This window comes from Ideonella margarita (assembly GCF_038066635.1).
Taxonomy (GTDB): Bacteria; Pseudomonadota; Gammaproteobacteria; order Burkholderiales; family Burkholderiaceae_C; genus Ideonella; species Ideonella margarita.
The window spans coordinates 77312-99009 of the sequence record NZ_JBBUTI010000009.1 but is presented as its reverse complement, the minus strand read 5'-3'; the positions used below and the strand labels follow the sequence as shown (position 1 = coordinate 99009).

Genomic DNA, 21698 nt, shown 5'->3' with positions numbered 1-21698 from the left:
CGAGCCGGGCACACGCCGCCACCTCCTCCAGACGTTCGCCGCACGAACTGCCCGAATGACGCCAAGCGAAGAACACGCCCGCACCGACACCGACACCGACGGCGCTGCGCCGCACGACGCTCCCCGCGTGCCAGTGTGGCTGCAAAGCCGCAGCGTGCCCTGGGTGGGCCTGGTGCTGTCGCTGGTGATCGCCGCGGGCGCTGCGGCCTTCCTGGTGTTCGAGCGCGGCGAGATCAACGAGGAAGCCACCTCACGCGCGGAGCTGTATGCACGCGTGCTGGAAGACCACGCCAACCGCAGCATGGGCAGCGTCGAGCTGATCATTCAGACCGCTGAAGCCACGGTGGAAGGCCGCGGCGCCAGCGGCAAGAGTGCCGATGCCCTGAACCAGATGCTCGAAGAGGCCGTGCGCGGCCAGCCCATGGTGCGCAGCCTGAACTGGCTGGATACCCGTGGCCTGGTGGTGGCCAGCTCGAACCCGCGCAATGTGGGGCTGGATACCCGCGTGCTGATCGACCTGCCCGACACCGGCCTGGGCAAGGTCACGCCCGGCCGGGACCTGCACCTGATGGTCGCCGACGGCGCCTTGCTGCCCACCGCCCCCGGCGTGGTGGTGCTGCCGTTTGCACGCCCCACGCGCCAGCTTGATGGCCGCCTGCTGGCCCTGGTGAACCTCGATTTCTTCGCCAACCAATACCAGCTGACGCTGAGCGACTCGCCTTCGCGGGCTGCGCTGCTCAGCTATGCCGGCCAGCTCATCACCGCCACCGAAGGCATTGAAGCCCCCGGCGGCCAGATGGTGCGGCAGCTGCCCGTCTTCGAGCGCTTCCTGCCGAAACTGGAACTGGGCAGCTACACCGGCCCCGGCATCGACGGTGAACCCGCCATCACGGCCTTCCGCACCACCCGGCGCTACCCGCTGGTGATTGCGGTGGAAACGCCGGTGAGCAGCGTGAACGACCGCCTCTATGCGCTGGGCCTGCAGGTGGCCAGCGCTGCCGGCATGACGATGCTGGTGGTGGCCGCCCTGACGCTGCTGGCCTGGCGCAGCCTGCGCAGCCGCGAGCTGACCGACAACGCCCTGACCCAGACCAAGGGCACGCTGGCCGACCAGGGCCTGTTCACCGATGGCTTGTTCGAGGCCAGCCCGGTGCCCATGTCGGTGAAGGACCGTGAAGGCCGATACCTGCGCGTGAACCGTGCCTGGACGCGGTTTCTGGGCGTGGAGGCGGGCGACGTGCTGGGCCGCAGCAACGACCTGATGCTGCGCCTGGTCGACGCCGAACACCTGATGGGCATGGAGCAATCGGCCATGGCGCTGGGCCAGCCGGTGCAATATGAAGCGCAGATCACCGACGCCGGTGGCCAGCTGCGCGACGTGGCGATGCGCCTGATGCCTTACCGCGACGCCGCCGACAACGTGCGTGGCGTCATCAGCTGCTGGCTGGACGTGACCGAGTTCCGCGAGGCCGAGCGCCGCACGCTGGACGCGAAGAACGCCGCCGAACGATCCAACCAGGCGAAGAGCGAATTCATCGCCAACATGAGCCATGAGCTGCGCACCCCGCTGCAAAGCATCCTGGGCTACTCCGAGCTGGGTGTCGACCGCACCGCCAATGGCGACAGCAAGCTGCACCGCATGTTCTCGTCGATCCACGGCGGCGGCGTGCGCATGCTGGCCCTGGTGAACAACCTGCTCGATCTGTCGCGGGTGAGCACCGCGGTGGGGGATTTTGAGCGCCGCCCGGTCGACCTGGTGCCGGCGCTGGTCAGCGTGATCGACGAGCTGGCGCCACTGGCCGCCGGCCGCAACGTGGAGGTGGTGTCGCAGGGCCACGGCGAGCCCTTGCCCGCACTGGCCGACCCGATCCGCATGCAGCAGGTGCTGCGCAACGTGTTGGCCAACGCCATCCGCTTTGCACCCGCCGGCACCGCCGTCGAGGTGGACTGGCGCTTCGAGCATGACGCCGTCGACCGCATCACCGTGAGCGACCGCGGCCCCGGCATTCCGCCTGACGAGCTCGAATCGATCTTCGAGGCCTTCGTGCAGTCCACCCGCACCAAGGACGGCTCGGGCGGCACCGGCCTGGGCCTGGCCATCTGCCGCAAGATCATGGACAGCCATGCCGGCAGCATCGTGGCCCACAACCGGCCGGACGGCGGCGCGGTGTTCGAGATCCGCTTGCCGCGCTTGCAGACGCCGCTTGGCGAGAGCGACTGAGGCCCCCCGACCCGACGAGCCGGGCACCCAGCCCGGCGACGCTCAAACCAAGACGGACGCGAGGAACACCGAGGCAGATCGCTTCGGGCCGTGGGCTTGCGGCAGGCCACGGCTCACCATCAAGGCCCCTTCGAGCATGCACAGATACGCCTCGGCCAACTCAGCCGCCGCGGCCGTTGACCGCAAGGTGCCTGCGTCCAGCCCTGCGGCAAACACCATCGTCAGCCAATCGAGATTGATGCTGAAGAAGCGCTTGACCTCCTGGTTGATCTCGTCGGGCAAGGCATCAGCTTCAGCGCCAAGCATGCCGCAGATGCACAAGCGCCGGTCCGTCTCGTAGGTGGATTCGAACAGGCCCGCATACGCCAGCAAGCGCGCCGGGGCCTTGCTGAGGGTGCCTTCGATGTGCAGCAGTGATTGCCGGAAGCGATGTGTGTAACGCTGCGCCACCACCGCGCCCAGCTCCATCTTCGATGGAAAGTGGTGGTGGATGCTGGGCTTGCGGATACCGACGATCTTGGCCACGTCTTCGTAGGAGAAGCCGTTGTAGCCCAGCGTCTGGATCAGGCCCTCGGTGGCGTCCACGATGCGCTCGGCGGAAGGGGTGAGGCCAGCGAAGCTTTTCATGGGTCAGCGTGGTGATGGAGAGGTCAAGGGCAAGTCAAACTGGTCGCGGGCAGACGGGCCCCAATGCAGCGCGCCCCCAACATCGAGCAGTGGCACATGGCCGAGCTTCATCCACACCAACACCGGCTGGTCAGCAGTGCGCGCCTGCAAGCGCGAGCCACTCGGCAGACGCAACCACGACATGGGCGCGAAGGTGTCTCCGCCTTCCTCGAACGCACCTTGCAGCACGAGGAACTCGCCGCCGCCGGGCAGATCGATGTCAACCTGGGTGCCGCCAGCCTCCCAGCGCTCCAAGCGCACCTCCTCGGTGGCACTCTGGTACAGCAGCGACGTGGTCACACCGGGTCGCGCCGGGCTCGTGGCCCGAGCCGCCGATTCAGCGTTGAGCACCACCGGCACATGATCGGCCTCGGTGAATTGCCAGAGCTTCACGAAGATGACACAGCCCTCGTCCGAACGCGGGATGTGTCGCGACCCGATCGGGTTGCGCACGTAAGTGCCGGCCGGGTAGTCGCCATGCTCGTCCTGAAACGTGCCGCTGAGGACTAGGAACTCTTCACCGCCAGCATGGGTGTGCGCACTGAAATGGCTGCCGGGCGCATAGCGCACCAGCGAGGTGGCCTGGGCCACCTCGTCGCCCACCCGGTGCAGCGCGCGGCGCGCCACCCCGGGCATCGGCGAATCCACCCAGGGCTGGCTGGCCGCGTGCACCACGGCACGTTGCTTCATGTCTGCATGCAGCGTCATCATGTTCACTCCGTCATGTTCGGCAAGCCATGCTCGCCAAGCGCATCCACGCGGCGCCGCGCCAGCAGGCCTTCCACGGCCCGCTCTGCGGAGTCGAGCGCACCTTCGAGGTAACCACCGAACTGCGCCGAGCGCTCGGTGCCGGCCAGCCACACGCGCTGCCTCCATGGTTCTGGCACCACGGCCTGCTGATACGCCGGGTGGTGGCTCAAGGGGCGATGGTCGGCAGGCGTTGCCGTCAACGGCGCCTGGGCCCAGTCTTTCAGGTCACACCACAGCGGTGTGGCCGCTTGAGGGCCAAACAAGCGCACCAGTTGCGCCAGCGACTGCTGCATCAGCGCTTCGCGGCCCACACCGGCGCGGTAGCCGGGTGCGGCACCAACAAAGCCGAACAACGCCGCCGTGGCGCCGTGCTCGTCGGACGCATCATGGATCTCGGACATCGGCCCGCGCTGGCTCATGGCCATGCCGGAGAGGCCCGCCTCGCGCCAGAACGGCTGCGCATACACCGCAGCGAACTTGGCATGGCCGGCCATCCAGGTGGGTGTGGCGTGCATGGCTTGCATCAACTCGCCCGGCCAGGCCGGCGAGCATGCAAGGTCTTGTGCAAACAGGCGCGGCGGCAGCGTGACGATGACTTGCGCAGCCAGCTGCGTCCAGGTGCCCGCAACGCCCTGGAGGGTCAACGCCACCCCGTCGGCCTGCAGGGCCATCGACAGCAGCCGTGTCCCCAGCTTCAGCTGCACCTGGTCCGTCAAGCGCGCCAGCAGCGCCTCCACCAACGCCTGGGTACCGCCCCGGATGCGCTGGGAGCCCTGTGACCAGCCGGCCATGCGCTTGTAAAGCTGACCATCGGGCGCTTCGACCAGGCTCGCGCCTTCGGTGAACTGAGGGAAGTGATCGAGCTGCAGTTGCTGAACGAGGCGTTCGACACGCGGGTTCATATCGGGCCAGAACCAGGACGGCCCCATATCGACACGGTGCGCGCCTGCGCCGCCACCCGCGCTCATCACACGGCCACCGGCGCGGCCATCCGCCTCCACGAGCAGCACGCGCAGCCCGGCCTGCTGCAACAAGCAGCTGGCCTGCAAGCCACTCAGGCCTGCACCAACCACCACCACGGGATGGGACATGAGGATTTTTTCTCCCAGACACTCGCCGGCAGGGGCCGCTCATCAAACGGCTGAGCCAAATACAAGCCGACTAGTTGGTTGGTGCTTTTGTCAAAAAAAACAGAAAAATCGTCCGGGGAAACCACGCATCGCAATCGCGATTTCGGTTTCTCAGACGCCTACCAATCGGTAGGTTGTTATTTTGATTGGGGCACCGAAAACTGTCAATGTGCGCTGAAAAGCCTCGACCGCGCCCCGCCACGGGCTCGGCCGTCACGGCATTCCCGTGAGTTGTTGGCAACTTGGCACGCGCTCGTCGACCTTGGAACTCAATTCACGCCCTTCGACGACGAAACGGATCGACACGAGCGGTCTGCGTCTTTGCGGGCCAGGCTCCATACTTGCGGAGCACGAATGCGTTTTGACAATCTGACCGTCCGAGCCAAGCTGACCGCCGCCTTTGGCGTGCTGGTCTTCCTGATCGCGCTGGTCGCCGGCGTGGCGCTCAGTGCCCTGGATGACTCCAACGAAGATTTCGACCACTACGTGCAGGGCATCAACGCCCGGCTGTTGATGTCTTACGAGGTGCGTACCGCCGTGGAGCGCCGTGCCATCGCCGCACGCGACCTGGTCAATGCCGCCACCCCGCAAGACCGCGAGACCATCAAGGCCGAGGTCACCAAGGCACATGCCGACGTTCAGGCGAACATCGCCGCGTTGACGAAGATGGCCACGCAACCCGACGTGTCCGAGAAGGCCCGCAGCTTGATCGCCAAGCTGGCCGACATCGAGTCACGCTACGCACCGGTGGCCCTGAAGATCGTCGATCTGGCGGCACAGGGCCAGCGCGACGAGACCATCAGCAAGATGAACGCCGAGTGCCGGCCCCTGCTGGCGGCGCTGATCGGTGCAGCGCAAGACTACCGCGACTACACCAGCCAGCGATCCGAGGCGCTCATGGCCACCGCCGATGAAACGTTTGCAGCCCACCGCCGCACGCTGGTCTTGTGCTGCGTGGCTGCGCTGGCAGCAGCAGTGCTGGCAGGAGTGCTCATCACCCGCAGCCTGACCCGCGCACTGGGCGCCGAACCGGCCCGGCTGGGCCAGGTGGCCAAGCGCGTGGCGGACGGCGACCTGTCGCCGGTGGCCGATGCCGCAACGGCCGCCAGAGGCAGCGTGCTGGCCTCGCTCGGCGACATGCAGCAGAGCCTGGCGCGCATCGTGGGCGAGGTGCGCAACAGCAGCGAGAGCATTGCCACGGGCACCAGCCAGATCGCCATGGCCAACGCCAGCCTGAGCCAGCGGACCGAGGAACAAGCCAGCAATCTGGAGCAGACGGCGGCGTCGATGGAGGAGCTGTCCAGCACCGTGAAGACCAGTGCCGACGTGGCGCTGGAGGCCAACCAGCTGGCCTCGCAGGCCGCCGAGGCCGCCCGCATCGGCGGCGACCGCGTCGGCCAGGTGGTCGAGACGATGCAGAGCATCTCGGGCTCGTCGAAGAGGATCGTCGACATCATCGGCGTGATCGACGGCATCGCTTTCCAGACGAACATCCTTGCGCTGAACGCCGCGGTGGAAGCCGCGCGGGCGGGTGAGCAAGGTCGCGGCTTCGCGGTGGTGGCGGGCGAGGTGCGCATCCTGGCCCAGCGCAGTGCCGACGCTGCCAAGGAGATCAAGAGTCTGATCAGCGCCAGCGTCGAGCGGGTTGAGGTCGGCAGCAAGCAGGTCGACGACGCCGGCGCATCAATGCTGGAAATCGTGGCTCAGGCTCAGCGCGTGAGCCAGATGATCAGCGAACTCACCACCGCATCATCGGAGCAGTCACAGGGCATCTCCCAGGTGGGGGATGCGGTGCAGCAGCTCGACCAGGTGACCCAGCAGAACGCGGCGATGGTGGAAGAAACGGCCTCTGCGGCCGACAGCCTGCGCTACCAGACCGAAGCGTTGATGCAGTCGATGAGCGTGTTCAAGCTGAACGGCACGGGCGCGGTGACCTGCCGCTGAGCACGGGCGTCAGCCCACCGGTTGCAGCTCACTCTTGGTGTACCAGTGCGCCATGCGCTGGCCGTCCCACTGCAGCGCCACATGGGCGCCCTGCACCACCGGCAACGCCAGGGCCTTGGGGCGGAACACCGCCACGCACTGCCCTCCGGGGTGCCGCACGCTGCGGTAAGCCAGGCCCCAGCTGCCCGCAGCGCGCAGGCGCCGCGCCCAGGCTTGCGAGGGGCCGTAATCGTCGGGCTGGTGCAGGAATTGCCAGCTGGCCGGGCGCACGTCGTGCAGTGGCTGCAGCACCTGGCTCACATAACAACGGAAGTCGAGCTCGATGGCGGGCTCGTTCGTGGCCGCCAGAAACTTCGCGCGGTGGTGACTGACTTCGGCCACCGCCGCCGCCATGCTGTCTGCCGCGTAGTACACGCCCCAGCTGCCGTCTGAAAACCGGCTGCCCTCGGGGTTGAGGTGGCAGAACGCGGCCATCACCGGCGTGCTGCCAGGCCCGCTCACCCGTTCATCGGGCGGCACCAGCTGGATCTCGCCGATCTCGTTGCGCAGGCGCGGGTGCGTCAGGGCCTGAACGGCTGCAACCGCCTCCAGCTCATCGGGCCGGGCCACGCGGTCAAACAGACTGGTGGGTGGAAAGCGGCTCGGCACCAGGCGATAGCCCGGGCCCCACCCCAGCGGCTTGATGCGCGGCAGGCGGCGCTCGGTCAGCTGGTGGGCCGCCGGCACCGCGGCTGCCGTCAGGCGGGTGACGCTCATGCGAAGTCACCGCCGCGTTGTGCGTCGAGGTAGTTGGCTACCGCATGCAGATCACCCACCTGCCCGGCCAAAAGGCGCTGCAGCGCCGTGCCACCACCAAACAGCGGTGCGGCATTGGGCTTGCGCAGCCAGGCTGCGGCCCGCTCAGGCTCGGGCAACAAGATCTGCAGGGCGGCGTAGATGCGCAGCAGATAACTCAGGCGCTCCAGCACGGCGGGCTCCAGGCCGGCGCGCACCTTGCCCGCCTTCCAGGCGAACAGCGTGGTTTTGCCCACGCCCAGCAGCACCTGCTCGTCCGCAGCCCCCAGGTGCCATTCATTCGTCAGGCGAAAGAACACCGCCAGCACCTGCCGGCCCACTTCCGGCGTGTGCACGGGTGGCAAGGGGGCTTCAACGGGCAGGCTGTGGCTGGCAAGGGCGGCTGGCATGATGGGCAGTGTAGTTCTTCAGCGAACTTTAATCCATTAATAGTTCACCAGAGAACCAGACAGGCGATGAGCGAACCCACCGCCAATCGACTGGGCGCCAGATTGACACCCCTGGCCTGGCCCGGCAAAATTTCAGGACAGAACACTGTTCCTTCTTACAGAACAACATTTCATCCACCCTACCCCATGCCATTGCAGCCGCCCAGCACCGTCCTGATCAGCGAAGTCGGCCCGCGCGACGGGCTGCAAAGCGTGGCCGCCACCATGCCCACGCCGCACAAACTGGCCTGGATCACCGCGCTGCATGCCGCCGGCCTGCGTGAAATCGAGGTGGGCTCCTTCGTGCCCGCCCACCTGCTGCCGCAGATGGCCGATGTGGCCGAGGTGGTGCGCCACGCCCTCACCCTGCCCGGACTGACGGTGATGGCCCTGGTGCCCAACCGGCGCGGCGCTGAAGCCGCCGTGCAAGCGGGCGTTCACAAGCTGACCGTGCCGGTGTCGGCCAGCGAAGCCCACTCGCTGGCCAATGTGCGCAAGACGCGTGCGCAGATGCTGGAGGAAATGCGCAGCATCCATGCGCTTCGCGCCGAGCACGCGCCGCATGTGCACCTGGAAGTGGGCATCTCCACCGCCTTCGGCTGCACGCTGCAAGGCGCGGTGAGCGAGCACGACGTGGTGCAACTGGCCGAGCAACTGGTGGCGGCAGGCGTGGATGAGGTGGGGTTGTCAGACACCACCGGCATGGCCAACCCGGCGCAGGTGCGGCGGCTGTTCACCCAATTGCGAAACGCCATCGGACACCACAGCGGCGCGGCGCACATGCACAACACGCGCGGGCTGGGCCTGGCCAATTGCCTGGCGGCGTATGACAGCGGCGTGCGCACCTTCGACGCGTCCCAAGGCGGGCTGGGTGGCTGCCCTTATGCCCCGGGCGCTTCGGGCAATGTGGTGACGGAAGACCTCGTGTTCATGTTCGAGGCCATGGGCATTCACACCGGCGTGAACCTGCCACGCCTGTTTGAAGCCCGCCAAGCACTGGCCGCCGGCCTGCCGGGTGAGCCGCTGTACGGCATGACGCCCGAAGCCGGCTTGCCGCGCGGCTTTGTGGCCACCGCAGCAGCGAGCCCCGATCACCCATCGACCACCCCATGAGCACACCCAACGCCCCCCTGCCGCTGGCCGGCATCCGAGTGGTTGAATTCACCCACATGGTGATGGGCCCGACCTGCGGAATGATCCTGGCCGACCTGGGCGCCGAGGTCATCAAGGTCGAGCCGCTGACCGGCGACAACACCCGGCAACTGCTGGGCTCGGGCGCCGGCTTCTTCGCCATGTTCAACCGCAACAAGCAGAGCCTGGCGGTGGACGTGAAAGACCCGCGCGGGCAGGAGATCGTGCTGAAGCTGGTGGCCGGTGCCGACATCTTCAGCGAGAACTTCAAGGCCGGCACGATGGCCCGGCTGGGCTTCGGCCCGGAGGCGCTGGCCAAGCTCAACCCGCGGCTGATTCACATCTCGCACAAGGGCTTTCTGCCGGGGCCTTATGAGCACCGCACGGCCCTGGACGAAGTGGTGCAGATGATGGGCGGCCTTGCCTACATGACCGGGCCACCGGGCCAGCCGCTGCGCGCAGGCAGCAGCGTGAACGACATCATGGGTGGCATGTTCGGCGCAATCGGCGCACTCGCCGCCCTGCACCAGCGCGACAACGCCAAAAGCGGCACCGGCCGGGGCCAGGAGGTGCAGAGCGCGCTGTTCGAGAACAACGTGCTGCTGGTGGCTCAACACATGATGCAGTTCGCCGTCACAGGCCAGCCCGCCGCGCCGATGCCCAGCCGCATCAGCGCCTGGGCGGTGTACGACGTGTTTGAAGTGGCCGAAGGCGGGCAGATCTTTCTGGCCGCCGTGAGCGACGGCCAGTGGCAGCAGATGTGCGGCGAATTCGGGTTTGATGACCTGGCCCAAGACCCGCGACTGGCCAGCAACAACCTGCGGGTGCAGGCGCGCAGCTGGATGCTGCCGCTGCTGCGTGAACGCTTTGCGCCCTTCTCCGCAGCCACGCTGGCTGAGCGCTTCGAGCGCGTGGGCTTGCCGCATGCCCCCATCACGCGCCCGCAAGACCTGTTTGACGACCCGCACCTGCTGGCCACGGGCGGGCTGGCGCCGGTGCATGTGCCGGCCAGCGCCAGTGGCGCCCACAAGGCCTTCGACACCCGCATGGCGCTGTTGCCCATCTCGATGGACGGTGAACGCCTGCCCATCCGCCAGGCCCCGCCTGCGCTGGGCGAGCACACCGCGGCGCTGCTGCACTCACTGGATTATGGCGCCGAGGCCATCCAGCAACTGGTGGCAGACGGCGTGGTGGCCGGGCCGGCGGCCGACTGAGCAGACCGTTTCGTCTGGCGTGCCGGGCTACGCTCAGCTCGCCGTGCGACGTGGCTTGGCCGTCGAGGCCCGCACCACCAGCCGCGGCGGGCTGGTGATGACCATCGGTGGCGGCGCCGACGGCGGCGACTGGATCACCGACATCAGCATGTCCACCGCCAGGCCCGCCGCCTCGGCCGTGGGCACCGCCACGGTGCTGAGCGCCGGGCGCATCTGGTGAGCCAGTTGAATGTCGGTGACGCCGATGACCGACAGGTCACGCGGCACCTCCATGCCCAGCTCGGCTGCGGCCTGCAGCACACCGAAGGCCGGCAGGTCATTGCTGACAAACAGGCCCGTCAGGTCGGGGCAGGCGGCCAGCAGGCCGTGGGCGGAATTGCGGCCATCGTCGATGGTGTCGTGGCCGAAGTTCACCTGCGCATCCGTCCAGGGCAAACCGGCGCGGTGCACCGTGTCGATGAAACCCTGGTAACGCCAGCGGTGGTTGCCCGTGGGGTCACTGGCAACCACGGCGCCCAGGCGGCGGTGGCCCAGCTTGATCAGATGCTCGGCGGCCAGCACACCGGCCTGGTAAAAATCAACCGACACGCACGGCAGGTTCGGTGGCTCCTGCGGGCGTTCCCACATGCACAACACCACCGGCACACCGCGCTGGCGCAACGCGATCAGCTGGTCGGTCTGCACGAAGTCGGCGTTCATCACGATGACGCCCTGGGCGAGTGAGCCGCCAACCGCATCCAGGTAGGCACGCTCCTGCGCGGGATCGTCGTTGGTGTTGCACACCAGCAGGAAGTAACCGAGACGGCGCGCCGCGCGCTCCACTTCCAGCGCGAACTCGGGGTAGAACGGGTTGGCGATGCTGGAGACGATCAGGGCCAGCGTCGACGGCTTGCCCTCGACCAGCGCACGGGCCATCAGGTTCGGCCGGTAGCCGGTGGCTTCAACGGCCGCCAGCACACGCTGGCGCGTTTCGGCCCCGACCTTTCCACGGCCTCTCAGCACATTCGACACCGTGGCCGCGGTTACCCCGGCCACCTGCGCCACTTCAGCAAGCGTTGTCATGCCGCGATGTTAGCTGCGGCGCTCATGCACACAGCGCATCCAGCGCACGCAATTCTTCATCGGTGAGCGCGGGTGCCCGCACGGCCGCCCAGGCCGCGTCAATCTGCGCGGGCCGGCTGGCGCCGATCAACACGCTGCACACCGCCGGTCGCTGCAGCAGCCAGCGCACCGCCATGCCGGCCAGCGGCTGGCCACGGGCGTCAGCCACCGCCGCCAGGCCCCGCAGGCGTTGGAGCAACTGTGGCGTGATGGCGGCCGGCTTGAGGAAGCTGTGGGGCTGGGCCGCGCGCGAATCGGCTGGAATGGCGCCATCCAAATAGCGGTCGCTCAGCAGGCCTTGCGCCAGCGGTGAAAACGGAATGCAGCCCACGCCTTCATCCACCAGCGTCTGCAGCAGGCCCTGCTCGGGCGTGCGCTCCAGCAGGTTGTAGCGGGGCTGGTGGATCAGGCAAGGCGTGCCTGCCGCGCGCAGCAGCGCGGCCGCCTCGCGAGCCAGCGCCGCGGGGTAGTTCGACACGCCCACATACAGCGCCTTGCCCATGCGCACCACGTCACTCAGTGCGGCCATGGTTTCGGCCAGTGGCGTGTTCGGGTCGGGGCGGTGGTGATAGAAGATGTCGACGTGGCCCAGGCCCATGCGGCGCAGGCTGGCGTCCAGGCTGTTGAACAGGTACTTGCGCGAGCCCCCGTCGCCATACGGCCCCGGCCCCATGCGGTAGCCGGCCTTGGTGGAAATGACCAGCTCATCGCGCAGCTCGCCCGGCATGTCCCGGCGCAGCCACTCACCGAACAAGACTTCGGCGCTGCCTGGCGGCGGGCCGTAGTTGTTGGCCAGGTCGATGTGGGTGATGCCGCTGTCAAACGCATGGCGCAGCAGCGCGTGCGCCGCCGCGGCGTCATCCACCCCGCCGAAGTTGTGCCACAGGCCCAATGAAATGGCCGGCAGCTGCAGGCCGGAACGGCCGCAGTAGCGCAGGCTCTGCGCGTCATACCGGTTGGGTGCCGGCTGCCATGTGGTGTTGGCGGCGTTGGCGGCGCTGGTGGAGTTGGCGAAGGGCTGGCTCACCCCAGCAGCCCTGCGCCGTCGCTCGCCTTGCACAGGTACACCAGCGCGGGCTCACCCTCGGGCGAACGGTAGCGCTTGACCAGGGCCTGCTGTGCAGCGGCCACCCGTGCCTGCGGCAGCAACGCCACCACGCAGCCACCAAAGCCGCCCCCGGTCATGCGGGCACCGCCCTCGTCGCCGATGACCTCCTGCAGGATGGCCACCAGCTCGTCGATGGCCGGCACGGTGATCTCGAAATCATCGCGCATCGAGTCATGCGACTGCGCCATCAGCTGGCCCAGCGTGCGCAGGTCGCCCGCTTGCAGCGCGGCGCTGGCGTCCAGCACGCGCTGGTTTTCAGTCACCACATGGCGTGCACGGCGCAACACCAGCGGCGGCAGGCCGGCGCCGTCACGCGCCAGCTGCTCCGGGGTCACGTCACGCAGGGCCTTCACGCCGAAATGCGCGGCGGCCTGTTCGCACTGCTCGCGACGCTCGTTGTAGGCGCTGTCCACCAGGCCGCGGCGCACGCGCGAATGGGCGATCAGCACGGCCGTATCTGCAGGCATCGGCACCGGGCGGGTTTCGAGTGAGCGGCAATCGATCTGCACCGCATGGCCGGCCTGGCCACGGGCCGAGATGAGCTGGTCCATGATGCCGCACTTGCAACCCACGAACTCGTTCTCGGCGCGCTGGGCAAGCTGGGCCATGCGGGTGGGGTCGAGGTCGGTCAGGCCGTACATGGTCTTGAAGGCCTGCAGAAGCGCCAGCTCGAGTGACGCCGACGAGCTCAAGCCCGCGCCCTGCGGCACGTCGCCAGTGATGACCAGGTTTGCGCCGCGGATGGGGTAACCCTCCGACCACAGCAGCCACAGCACCCCGCGCACATAGTTCGGCCACTCGGCCACCGTGACATGTTTGGGCGTGCCGTCGAGCCGGAATTCATCAGGGGCGGCCAGGTAGTCCATGGCGATCACCCGCACCAGCAAGTCGGTGCGGGGCGAGCAGGCCACCACCGTGCCGTGGTTGATGGCGCAGGGCAGCACGAAGCCGTCGTTGTAGTCGGTGTGCTCGCCGATCAGGTTGACGCGACCGGGTGCTTGCACCAGGTGAGTGGCCAGGCCACCAAACACGTCATGGTGGCCGTTGGCGGCGGTGTGGCAGAGGGTGATGTCCAGGGTCGTCATGTTCAGGCGCGGCGGTAGTGAACGGCGGGCAGGTCACGCAAACGCGCGGCGGCCTGCTCGGGGGTGAGATCTCGCTGGGATTCGGCCAGCATTTCGTAGCCGACCATGAACTTGCGCACCGTGGCCGAGCGCAGCAGCGGCGGATAGAAGTGCGCATGCAGCTGCCAGTGGCTGCCGGCCTCGTCGGTGAACGGCGCGCCGTGCCAGCCCATCGAATACGGGAAGCTGCACTGGAACAGGTTGTCGTAACGCACCGTCAGGGCCTGCACCAGCGCGGCCAGGCTGGCACGTTGGGCGGGGGTCAGCTCAGGCAGGCGCTGCACGGCAAAGCGCGGCAGCACCAGGGTTTCAAACGGCCACTCGGCCCAGTAGGGCACCACGGCCAGCCAGTCGTCGTTGGCCACCACCACGCGCTCGGCCAGCTCGGCCTCGCGGCGGGCCACGGCCAGCAGCATGGGCTCACCGTGGGTGTTGAAGTAGGCGCGCTGGGTGCCGTCTTCGGTGGCTGCGATGCGCGGCAGAAAGTCGCTCGCCCACAGCTGGCCGTGCGGATGCGGGTTGGAGCAGCCCATCGCCGCGCCCTTGTTCTCGAACACCTGCACCCAGGGCCAGCGCTGGCCCAGCTCGGCGCTTTGCGCGCACCAGGTGTCGACCACGGCTTCGACGCCTGCGGGCGAAAGCTCCGGCAGGCTCAGCGAATGATCTTCAGAGAAGCAGATGACGCGGCTCTGGCCACGGGCCGGCATGCGCTGGAACAGCTCGTCCACGGCCGCACCGGCAGCCTCGGCAGGGACGTCGGGCTGCAGCGCGGCGAAGTCGTTGTCGAAGACGAAGGGGCCGCGGTAGTCGGGGTTGACCTCGCCGGTGACACGCCGGTTGCCGGCGCACAGGTAGCAGCTGGCGTCATGGGCCAGGCGGGGCGCCTCTTCAGCAGATTCCTGCTGGCCCAGCCAGGGCCGCTTGCTGCGGTGTGGCGACACCAGCACCCATTGCCCGTTGAGCGGGTTGAAGCGGCGGTGGGAATGGTCTTCAGGATCAAACATCAGGCGGTCTCACTCGAATCAGGGTGGGCGGTGTCAAAGCCCTGGGGATAGCGGCTTTGCCAGCGCCACGTGTCGTCGCACATGTCTTGCAGGCTGCGGCGGGCCTGCCAGCCCAGCGCATTCCTGGCCCGACTGGGGTCGGCCCAGTTCGCGGCCACATCACCGGGGCGGCGGTCCGCGAAGACCGTGGGCAGTGTCTGCCCGCAAGCCTGCTCGAACGACGCTTTCAGCTGCAATACGCTGACCCCCGTGCCGGTGCCCAGATTGAACACCTCAAATCCCTTTTGCGCATCCAGCGCAGTGACGGCCGCCACGTGACCGTCGGCCAGATCCATCACATGCAGGTAGTCGCGCACACCCGTGCCGTCAGGTGTGAGGTAATCGTTGCCGAACACGCGCAGCAGGGGCTGCCGACCCACGGCCACCTGAGCCATGAAAGGCATCAGGTTGTTGGGCACGCCGCGCGGGTCTTCGCCCAGCTCACCGCTGGGGTGGGCGCCCACCGGGTTGAAGTAGCGCAGGCAGGTCACGGCCCAATCAGCGTCGGCCGCGCACACGTCCGCCAGCAGTTGCTCGCAGTGCCACTTGGTGCGGCCGTAGGGGTTCTGCGGCGCGCAGCGCATGCCTTCCACCAGCGGCAGGCCTTCAGGCTCGCCGTAGACCGTGGCGGAGGAGCTGAACACCAGCCGCTTGACACCGGCAGCCGCCATGGCCTGGGCCAGGCGCTGGGTGCCGGTGACGTTGGTGTCTTGATAGGCCAGCGGTTGACGCACGGATTCACCCACGGCCTTCAGACCGGCCAGGTGCACCACGGCATGAATGTCATGCTGGCTGAACACCGTCGCGAGTGCGGCGGCATCACGCACATCGGCCTGCACCAGGGGCACCTGCACGCCGGTCAATGCGGCGATGTGGTCAAGCACCCGGGGCTGGCTGTTGCTGAAGTTGTCGAACACCACCGGCTGCCATCCGGCCGCCAGCAGTTGCACGCAGGTGATGCTGCCGATGTAGCCGGCGCCCCCGGTGACGAGTACCTTGCGGCTCATGCGCTGGCCTCCTCGGCCGTGGTGGCCACCAAGTTCGCGGCCGTCCTGCTGACCGCCCCAGCGGCGTTCAGCGGCGCATGCCACATCGCCACCTGGGCCGGGCCGATGCGCGCATCGCCCAGCACGAAGGACGTGCCAGCCGGCGCCGGCACCTGCACATGGTCGGGGCCGCGGTGCACAGCGAACAACCAGTCACCGCGGCGGCGCAGGCGCAAACCGGCGGGCAGGTTCACCACGGGCAGGTCAGCCAGGCGGGCAGCCTCGGTGAACCAGCGGGCCTGCAGCGGGGCGTCCACCATGCCGCACTGGCGGAACCAGCGGCCTTGCTGCACCCAGGCCGGGTAGCCGTCTTCGTAACGGGCCAGCACGCGCGCGGCGCTGTCGGCAGGCAGTTGGGCCAGATCGCGCCACTGGTGGCCATGGCCCAGAGGCTGGCCAAGCTCATCGCCCGACACCCCCACCACCGGCAGTTGCAGGCCCGGCCGCATCGAATCGACTGCCGTGATCGGCAAGTGCATGGCCGAGCCCAGCGGCGCGGCGCCAGCACGCTGCGACGACAAGCCCAGGTGCTCGGTCTTGCTGCCGGTGCGCGGGCCCAGCACCACCACGGCACTCAAGGCCTGCAGGCGCGCGCTCAGGGCGGGCGTGAGGTGGGTCAGGCCGGTCACCACCACCATGCGGTAGGCATCGAGCGGTGCGTCAGGGCCGACGAGGTCCACATCCAGGCCCAGCTGGCGCAGCGCGCTGTAGGCGCCGAACACCTGGCCGAAGTAGCTCATGTCGGCGCCCTGCGGCACGATGTCGGTCATCCACTTGGCGCTGTAGTCAAACACCAGCGCCACGGGGGCCGTGGCGGAGGCCAGCACCGCATCGTCCGGCAAGGCCGCCAGCTCTCGGGCCACCTGCGCAGCTTCCTCGCCGCCCAGGTCGCGCACGTCATCCGGCGTGTGCAGGCCGGAATGCATCTGCTCCTGCGCGTAGGGCAGCTGGCGCCAGCGGAAATAGCTCACCACCTCGGCGCCATGGGCAAAGGCCTCCCAGGTCCAGGTGCGCACCATGCCGGGCAGCGGCATGGCGTTCCAGTGGGCCCAGTTCACCGGGCCGGCCTGCTGCTCCATCACCCACCAGCGGCCCTTGCAGATGCCGCGGTACAGGTCATGGTGGAAGGCGCTGATGTCGGGGTGGCCGGTGCGGGCCCAGCTTAGACGATCAGCCTCACTGATGAAAGGTGCGGTGTCAGTGAAGCCGAGCGGGTAGTTGTCCCAGGCGGCCACATCCAGATCAGCGCCCATGGCGTGGTGATCGAACTCGCCGAACATGCCCATGAAGTTGTGCAGCACGTCGCGACCCGGCGCATGTTCACGCAGCACACGCACCTGCATGCGGTTGTAGCGCAGCACTTCGTCTGACGCGAAGCGGCGGAAGTCGAGCGCATGCGTCGGCAAGGCACCGGTGGGCTGGCCGACAGGGAAGCCGATGTCATCGAAGCTGTTGGCCTGCAGGCTCCAGAAAGCCGTGCCCCAGGCGGCATTCAGCGCGTGGATGCTGCCGTAGCGCTGCGCCAGCCAGCGGCGGAAACCGGCAAGTGCCGCCGGCGAGTAAGACAGCACGGTGTCGTGGCAGCCGTATTCGTTGTCCGTCTGCCAGGCCACCACCGCCGGGTGCTGGCCATAGCGCTGCGCCATGGCCGTGACGATGCGCTCGGACGCCGCATGAAACGCCTCGCTCGAGAAGCAGTAGTGGCGGCGTGAGCCAAAGGCCTTGGTGCGCCCGTGCGCGTCCACCGGCAGCACATCCGGGTGCTGTTGCACCAGCCAGGCCGGCGGCGCGGCGGTGGGCGTGCCCAGCACCACCTTCAGACCCTCGGCGGCCAGCGTGGCGATGGCGTCATCGAGCCAGGCCCACTCGAACTGGCCCGGCGTGGGCTCCATGCGGGCCCAGGCGAACTCGGCGATGCGCACGAGACGGATGCCCAGCTCGCGCATGCGACGCGCATCAGAGGCCCATTGCTCACGGGGCCATTGTTCAGGGTAGTAGCAGACGCCCAGGCGCATCGAGGGTTCAGACATCGGGGATACCGGCAGAGAAATTGAATTAAGCGTTTAACCGCATTACAGCAATCTGCCAGAGGACTGTCAACAGCGCCGTGCGCTTCCGGCGGGGCGTTGCAGCACTGCCCGAAGTCCTGAGGCTGACACCTGATTCCATCTCGGTTACCTATGAAGGATCGCCGGGATGCATCTCGTGAGATCAGCCCTCAACACCCAAAACCAAGGAGAATCCCTGATTGCCTTGCTTGCCGGTCGCTGGTCTACTTTTTTAACTTAAACGCTTAACCTTCTGGTGCAGACAGGGCACAATGCTGCGTCACCCCGCACCCTCGCCATGCAGACTTCGCTCATTTCCCTGACCTTGCCCGCCACCGCGCCGCCGGTCGAGACCAATTTCCTGAACCTCGGCCACTACCAGCGCCCGGGCCGCTCGCTGCAGGTCAACAGCCGTTATCTGGTGCTGGACGACCAACCCTGGATGCCCGTGATGGGCGAGTTCCACTACAGCCGCTATCCGCGCGCCGAGTGGGAAGCCGAGCTGCGCAAGATCCGCGCCGGTGGTGTGCAGGTGGTGGCCAGCTACGTGATCTGGAACCACCACGAAGCCCGGCCCGGCGAGTTCAACTGGCAAGGCCAGCGTGACCTTGCCGCCTTTGTCGACCTGGCCGCCCAGGTGGGCTTGCTGGTCTACCTGCGCCCGGGTCCGTGGTCGCATGCGGAAGTGCTGCTGGGCGGCTTCCCGCGCTGGCTGCCAGACACCGGCCCGCTGCGCTGCAACCACCCCACCTACCTGAGCCATGTGCAGCGCTTCTTCAACGCCATCGGCGCCCAGCTGCCCGGCCGCATGTGGTGCGACGGCGGCCCGGTGATCGGTGTGCAGCTGGAAAACGAATACGGCCTGACCGGCCCGGATTGCGGCGCCGAGCACATCACCGAACTCAAGCGCCTGGCCATCGAAGCCGGCCTGACGGTGCCGCTGTACACCGTCACCGGCTGGCCCACGCTGGACATTCCGGAGCGCGATGTGCTGCCGGTGTCCGGCGCCTATGCGGATGGCTTCTGGAATGGCGCGCGTGGTGCGCTGCCGCCCTCCGGCGTGTTCCTCTTCAATACCCGCCGCGTGATCGGCGAGATGGGCAATGTGGATGGCACCGCCGCCAGCGGCAGCATCGACAAGACCCACTACCCGTTCATCCTGGCGGAGGCCGGCGGCGGCATGCATGTGGCCTACCACCGCCGCCCGGTGGTGAGCACCGACGATGTGTTCGCCACCACGCTGGTGCAGGTGGGCTCGGGCGCCAACCTGTATGGCTATTACATGTACCACGGCGGTACGAACCCGGTGTGCGCCACCGGCCCGCTGAACGAAACCCAGGCCAGCGGCTACCCGAACGACGTGGCGCAGTGGGGCTACGACTTCCATGCACCGCTGGGCCAGTACGGCCAGGTGCGCAGCAGCTGGGGCCGCCTGCGCACGCTGCACCAGTTCATGCAGTCCTTCGGCACCCAGCTGGCCCCGACCGAAGCCGTGCTGCCCGACGACGCCCCCATGCAGGCAGATGACCTCGCCCGCCCCCGCGTGGCACTGCGCGGCGCAGGCGACGCCGGCTTCGTGTTCATCAACCACCATGTGCGGCACCACCCCCTGCCCGCGCACCGCAACCTGCAGCTGCAGATCAGCAGCGCGCACGGCACCCACACGCTGCCCGAGCAGCCTTTCGACCTGGAGCCAGGCCAGGCCTTCATCTGGCCCGTGGGCGTGCAGCTCGGCCAGGCCCGGCTGCGCCATGCCACGCTGCAGCCGCTGACCCAGTTCAGCCTGGCCGACGGCAGCGGCGTGTGGGTGGGCTTTGAAACCCCGGGCCAGGCGATCGAGCTGGTGTTCGAGCGCGCCGGCCTGCAACACATCGAGGCGCACGGCCTGACCGAACGTGCTGACAGCTGGAAGGTGGTGTTGCCGGGCAGTGCACAAGTCAACGGCCAAAGTGCCGGCCAAAGCGACGGCACCGAGCGCTGGATCAAGCTGATCGACGCGGCCGACCGCCCCCACCATGTGCTGGTGCTCAGCGCAGCGCAAGCCGCCAGCAGCCTGTGCGTGGAGATGGACGGGCTGCAGCGCATCGTGCTGGGCAGCCACCCGACCGTGCAGGGCGACGCTGGCGAATTGCGGGTGCACCGCCCGGCCGACGCCGCCGCGTCGCTGCGCATCTTCCCGGCCACCGGCTTGAGCGGTGACCGCACCGCCGATGGCCACTGGGCCGTGTGGCACCTGCCGCCGGTGAGCACCCCGCCCGTCAGCATCAGCGCGATCGAAAACCAGCCCGCAGGCCAGCCGCCCGCCGTGGTGTGGGGCCCGCATGTGCCCTGGCGCGACGGCCCGGTGCCTTGCGTGCCGGTGGCCGCCACCCAGGCCGATGCGAGCCCGGACGACGCCATCTGGACGCTGCAGCTGCCGGCCCATGTGCCAGCCGCTGATGTGAAAGCTGCCAACGGCCGCCTGATGCTCGGCGTGAACTACCTCGGCGACGTGGCCCGCCTGTGGGCCGACGGCGAGGTGGTGGACGACCACTTTTACGACGGCGACACCTGGTGGATCGGCCTGGACCGCCATGCCCGCGCCGACGGCAGCTGGCCCACCTTCCAGATCAGCGTGCTGCCCATCGGGGCAGACGCGCCGATCTTCCTGGAAGACAACGCCCGCGCCGCCTTGCAGGCCCAGGACCGCCCGGCACACCTGCTGGCCCTGGACGCCCGCCTGTGGCGCACGGACACCGTGCAAGCCCTTTCCCTGACCTCAACCGCCCGCGTGGCCTGACACCCGATGGCCAGTCTCACCCTGAACAAGGTCGGCAAGACCTACCCCGGCGGCGTCAGCGTCGTCAACGACGTGTCGCTCGAGATCGCCGACGGCGAGTTCTGCGTCTTTGTCGGCCCGAGCGGCTGCGGCAAGTCGACCCTGCTGCGCATGATCGCGGGCCTGGAAGACATCACCGAAGGCGACCTGATGATCGGGGACCGCCGGGTGAACGACCTGGCGCCGTCCGAGCGCAATGTGGCGATGGTGTTCCAGAACTACGCGCTGTACCCGCACATGAGCGTGGCGCAGAACCTCGGCTTCGGGCTGGGCATGAGCGGCGTGCCGCGCGCCAAGGCCGATGCCCAGGTGCGCGAGGTGGCCACCATGCTGCAGATCGACCACCTGCTGGAGCGTCGGCCAAAAGACTTGTCAGGCGGCCAGCGCCAGCGCGTGGCCATTGGCCGCGCCCTGGTGCGCAACCCCGGCGTGTTCCTGTTTGACGAACCGCTGTCGAACCTGGATGCTGCCCTGCGCACCCAGACCCGCCTGGAGATTGCCCGCCTGCACCGCGCCCACGGCCGCGCCGCCACCGTGTACGTGACGCACGACCAGGTGGAGGCCATGACCCTGGCCGACCGCATGGTGCTGCTGCAACCTGCGCCACCCGGCTCGCGCCAGCCGAGCGTGGCGCAATCCGGCCCGCCGATGACGCTGTACAACGCGCCGCGCAACCTGTTCGTGGCCGGTTTCCTCGGCTCGCCCCGCATGAACTTCCTGCCGGCTCATGTGGTGAGCTTGGCCGATCGTGCGGTGCTGGTTCAGCTGGCCGACGGCACGCACCTGAGCGTGGCCGTGCGGCCCGGCGAGGTGGCCGTGGGCAGCGCCGCCACCCTGGGCATCCGGGCCGAGCATCTGGCGCTCAGCCCTGCAGAAGCAGGCGCCGATCACCACGACAACAGCAAAAACAACGGCAACCACATCCGCGCCAGCGTGCAGTGGCTGGAACACCTGGGCGACCAGAGCTTTGCCTACGTGCACGGCCCGGGCAACACGCCGATGGTGGTGCGCCTGAAGGAGCACGAAGTGGTGAAGATCGGTGACACGATCACCTTGAACGTGCCCGCCGGCCGCGCGCACTTGTTCGACGCTGCAGGCGACGCCCTGGTGCGCGCTCCGGCAGGTGTCTGA

Annotated in this window: 17 protein-coding genes; 6 read left to right on the top strand and 11 right to left on the bottom strand. The window is 68.1% G+C overall.

Going from position 1 to position 21698, the window contains the following annotated elements; genetic code table 11:
• Window positions 1-55: 55 nt before the first annotated feature.
• Window positions 56-2221, top strand: coding sequence for a sensor histidine kinase (locus AACH00_RS14060; protein WP_341399790.1), 2166 nt, complete (start codon window positions 56-58; stop codon window positions 2219-2221).
• 42 nt (window positions 2222-2263) lie between these two features.
• Here the strand turns inward: AACH00_RS14060 and AACH00_RS14055 are convergent, their stop codons facing one another.
• The 3 genes from AACH00_RS14055 to AACH00_RS14045 are packed head-to-tail and all read right to left on the bottom strand — an operon-like array spanning window position 2264 to window position 4728.
• On the bottom strand, window positions 2264-2848 hold the full coding sequence (locus AACH00_RS14055) for a TetR/AcrR family transcriptional regulator (protein ID WP_341399789.1): 585 nt from the start codon (window positions 2846-2848) through the stop codon (window positions 2264-2266).
• Between the two features lie 3 nt (window positions 2849-2851).
• On the bottom strand, window positions 2852-3598 hold the full coding sequence (locus AACH00_RS14050; RefSeq protein ID WP_341399788.1) for a cupin domain-containing protein: 747 nt from the start codon (window positions 3596-3598) through the stop codon (window positions 2852-2854).
• Window positions 3599-3600: 2 nt separating this feature from the next.
• Window positions 3601-4728, bottom strand: coding sequence for a flavin monoamine oxidase family protein (locus AACH00_RS14045; protein WP_341399787.1), 1128 nt, complete (start codon window positions 4726-4728; stop codon window positions 3601-3603).
• A gap of 393 nt (window positions 4729-5121) precedes the next feature.
• Between AACH00_RS14045 and AACH00_RS14040 the strand changes: the two genes are divergently transcribed.
• A complete protein-coding gene (locus tag AACH00_RS14040; RefSeq protein ID WP_341399786.1) occupies window positions 5122-6711 on the top strand; it encodes a methyl-accepting chemotaxis protein in 1590 nt (529 codons plus the stop codon).
• A gap of 9 nt (window positions 6712-6720) precedes the next feature.
• Here AACH00_RS14040 and AACH00_RS14035 read toward each other — a convergent pair whose 3' ends face one another.
• Both AACH00_RS14035 and AACH00_RS14030 read right to left on the bottom strand, forming a co-directional pair.
• Window positions 6721-7467 (bottom strand): RES family NAD+ phosphorylase, encoded by a 747-nt coding sequence (locus AACH00_RS14035; RefSeq protein ID WP_341399785.1) that lies wholly within the window; start codon window positions 7465-7467, stop codon window positions 6721-6723.
• A complete protein-coding gene (locus AACH00_RS14030) occupies window positions 7464-7895 on the bottom strand; it encodes an antitoxin Xre/MbcA/ParS toxin-binding domain-containing protein (RefSeq protein WP_341399784.1) in 432 nt (143 codons plus the stop codon). The genes AACH00_RS14035 and AACH00_RS14030 overlap by 4 nt, the downstream gene beginning before the upstream one ends.
• 186 nt (window positions 7896-8081) lie before the next feature.
• On the opposite strand from AACH00_RS14030, the gene AACH00_RS14025 reads away from it, so the two are divergent.
• Entirely contained in the window at window positions 8082-9047 is a 966-nt protein-coding gene (locus AACH00_RS14025) for a hydroxymethylglutaryl-CoA lyase (RefSeq protein ID WP_341399783.1), read from the top strand.
• Window positions 9044-10279, top strand: a complete 1236-nt coding sequence (locus AACH00_RS14020; protein ID WP_341399782.1) for a CaiB/BaiF CoA transferase family protein — start codon at window positions 9044-9046, stop codon at window positions 10277-10279. Before AACH00_RS14025 ends, AACH00_RS14020 begins: the two co-directional genes overlap by 4 nt.
• Window positions 10280-10312: 33 nt before the next feature.
• Here AACH00_RS14020 and AACH00_RS14015 read toward each other — a convergent pair whose 3' ends face one another.
• The 6 genes from AACH00_RS14015 to AACH00_RS13990 are packed head-to-tail and all read right to left on the bottom strand — an operon-like array spanning window position 10313 to window position 17716.
• Window positions 10313-11341, bottom strand: a complete 1029-nt coding sequence (locus tag AACH00_RS14015; protein WP_341399781.1) for a LacI family DNA-binding transcriptional regulator — start codon at window positions 11339-11341, stop codon at window positions 10313-10315.
• A gap of 22 nt (window positions 11342-11363) precedes the next feature.
• Window positions 11364-12407, bottom strand: a complete 1044-nt coding sequence (locus tag AACH00_RS14010; RefSeq protein WP_341399780.1) for an aldo/keto reductase — start codon at window positions 12405-12407, stop codon at window positions 11364-11366.
• Window positions 12404-13573 (bottom strand): galactokinase, encoded by a 1170-nt coding sequence (gene galK / locus AACH00_RS14005; RefSeq protein ID WP_341399779.1) that lies wholly within the window; start codon window positions 13571-13573, stop codon window positions 12404-12406. Before galK ends, AACH00_RS14010 begins: the two co-directional genes overlap by 4 nt.
• Window positions 13574-13575: 2 nt before the next feature.
• Entirely contained in the window at window positions 13576-14616 is a 1041-nt protein-coding gene (locus AACH00_RS14000) for a UDP-glucose--hexose-1-phosphate uridylyltransferase (RefSeq protein WP_341399778.1), read from the bottom strand.
• Window positions 14616-15662, bottom strand: coding sequence for a UDP-glucose 4-epimerase GalE (gene galE, locus AACH00_RS13995; RefSeq protein WP_341399777.1), 1047 nt, complete (start codon window positions 15660-15662; stop codon window positions 14616-14618). Before galE ends, AACH00_RS14000 begins: the two co-directional genes overlap by 1 nt.
• A complete protein-coding gene (locus tag AACH00_RS13990; protein WP_341399872.1) occupies window positions 15659-17716 on the bottom strand; it encodes a beta-galactosidase in 2058 nt (685 codons plus the stop codon). The genes galE and AACH00_RS13990 overlap by 4 nt, the downstream gene beginning before the upstream one ends.
• Window positions 17717-18047: 331 nt before the next feature.
• Between AACH00_RS13990 and AACH00_RS13985 the strand changes: the two genes are divergently transcribed.
• Both AACH00_RS13985 and AACH00_RS13980 read left to right on the top strand, forming a co-directional pair.
• A complete protein-coding gene (locus AACH00_RS13985) occupies window positions 18048-20528 on the top strand; it encodes a beta-galactosidase (RefSeq protein ID WP_341399776.1) in 2481 nt (826 codons plus the stop codon).
• A 6-nt stretch (window positions 20529-20534) separates the two neighbouring features.
• Entirely contained in the window at window positions 20535-21698 is a 1164-nt protein-coding gene (locus AACH00_RS13980) for an ABC transporter ATP-binding protein (RefSeq protein ID WP_341399775.1), read from the top strand.

What these genes read in the sequence shown, in the direction of transcription:
- galE (WP_341399777.1), bottom strand. Translation starts at nt 15,662, where the DNA reads ATGAGCCGCAAGGTACTCGTCACCGGGGGCGCCGGCTACATCGGCAGC.
- AACH00_RS14055 (WP_341399789.1), bottom strand. Translation starts at nt 2,848, where the DNA reads ATGAAAAGCTTCGCTGGCCTCACCCCTTCCGCCGAGCGCATCGTGGAC.
- AACH00_RS14025 (WP_341399783.1), top strand. Translation starts at nt 8,082, where the DNA reads ATGCCATTGCAGCCGCCCAGCACCGTCCTGATCAGCGAAGTCGGCCCG.
- AACH00_RS13990 (WP_341399872.1), bottom strand. Translation starts at nt 17,716, where the DNA reads ATGCGCCTGGGCGTCTGCTACTACCCTGAACAATGGCCCCGTGAGCAA.
- AACH00_RS14015 (WP_341399781.1), bottom strand. Translation starts at nt 11,341, where the DNA reads ATGACAACGCTTGCTGAAGTGGCGCAGGTGGCCGGGGTAACCGCGGCC.
- AACH00_RS14040 (WP_341399786.1), top strand. Translation starts at nt 5,122, where the DNA reads ATGCGTTTTGACAATCTGACCGTCCGAGCCAAGCTGACCGCCGCCTTT.
- AACH00_RS13985 (WP_341399776.1), top strand. Translation starts at nt 18,048, where the DNA reads ATGCAGACTTCGCTCATTTCCCTGACCTTGCCCGCCACCGCGCCGCCG.
- AACH00_RS14060 (WP_341399790.1), top strand. Translation starts at nt 56, where the DNA reads ATGACGCCAAGCGAAGAACACGCCCGCACCGACACCGACACCGACGGC.
- AACH00_RS14020 (WP_341399782.1), top strand. Translation starts at nt 9,044, where the DNA reads ATGAGCACACCCAACGCCCCCCTGCCGCTGGCCGGCATCCGAGTGGTT.
- AACH00_RS14050 (WP_341399788.1), bottom strand. Translation starts at nt 3,598, where the DNA reads ATGATGACGCTGCATGCAGACATGAAGCAACGTGCCGTGGTGCACGCG.
- AACH00_RS14035 (WP_341399785.1), bottom strand. Translation starts at nt 7,467, where the DNA reads ATGAGCGTCACCCGCCTGACGGCAGCCGCGGTGCCGGCGGCCCACCAG.
- galK (WP_341399779.1), bottom strand. Translation starts at nt 13,573, where the DNA reads ATGACGACCCTGGACATCACCCTCTGCCACACCGCCGCCAACGGCCAC.
- AACH00_RS13980 (WP_341399775.1), top strand. Translation starts at nt 20,535, where the DNA reads ATGGCCAGTCTCACCCTGAACAAGGTCGGCAAGACCTACCCCGGCGGC.
- AACH00_RS14045 (WP_341399787.1), bottom strand. Translation starts at nt 4,728, where the DNA reads ATGTCCCATCCCGTGGTGGTGGTTGGTGCAGGCCTGAGTGGCTTGCAG.
- AACH00_RS14030 (WP_341399784.1), bottom strand. Translation starts at nt 7,895, where the DNA reads ATGCCAGCCGCCCTTGCCAGCCACAGCCTGCCCGTTGAAGCCCCCTTG.
- AACH00_RS14000 (WP_341399778.1), bottom strand. Translation starts at nt 14,616, where the DNA reads ATGTTTGATCCTGAAGACCATTCCCACCGCCGCTTCAACCCGCTCAAC.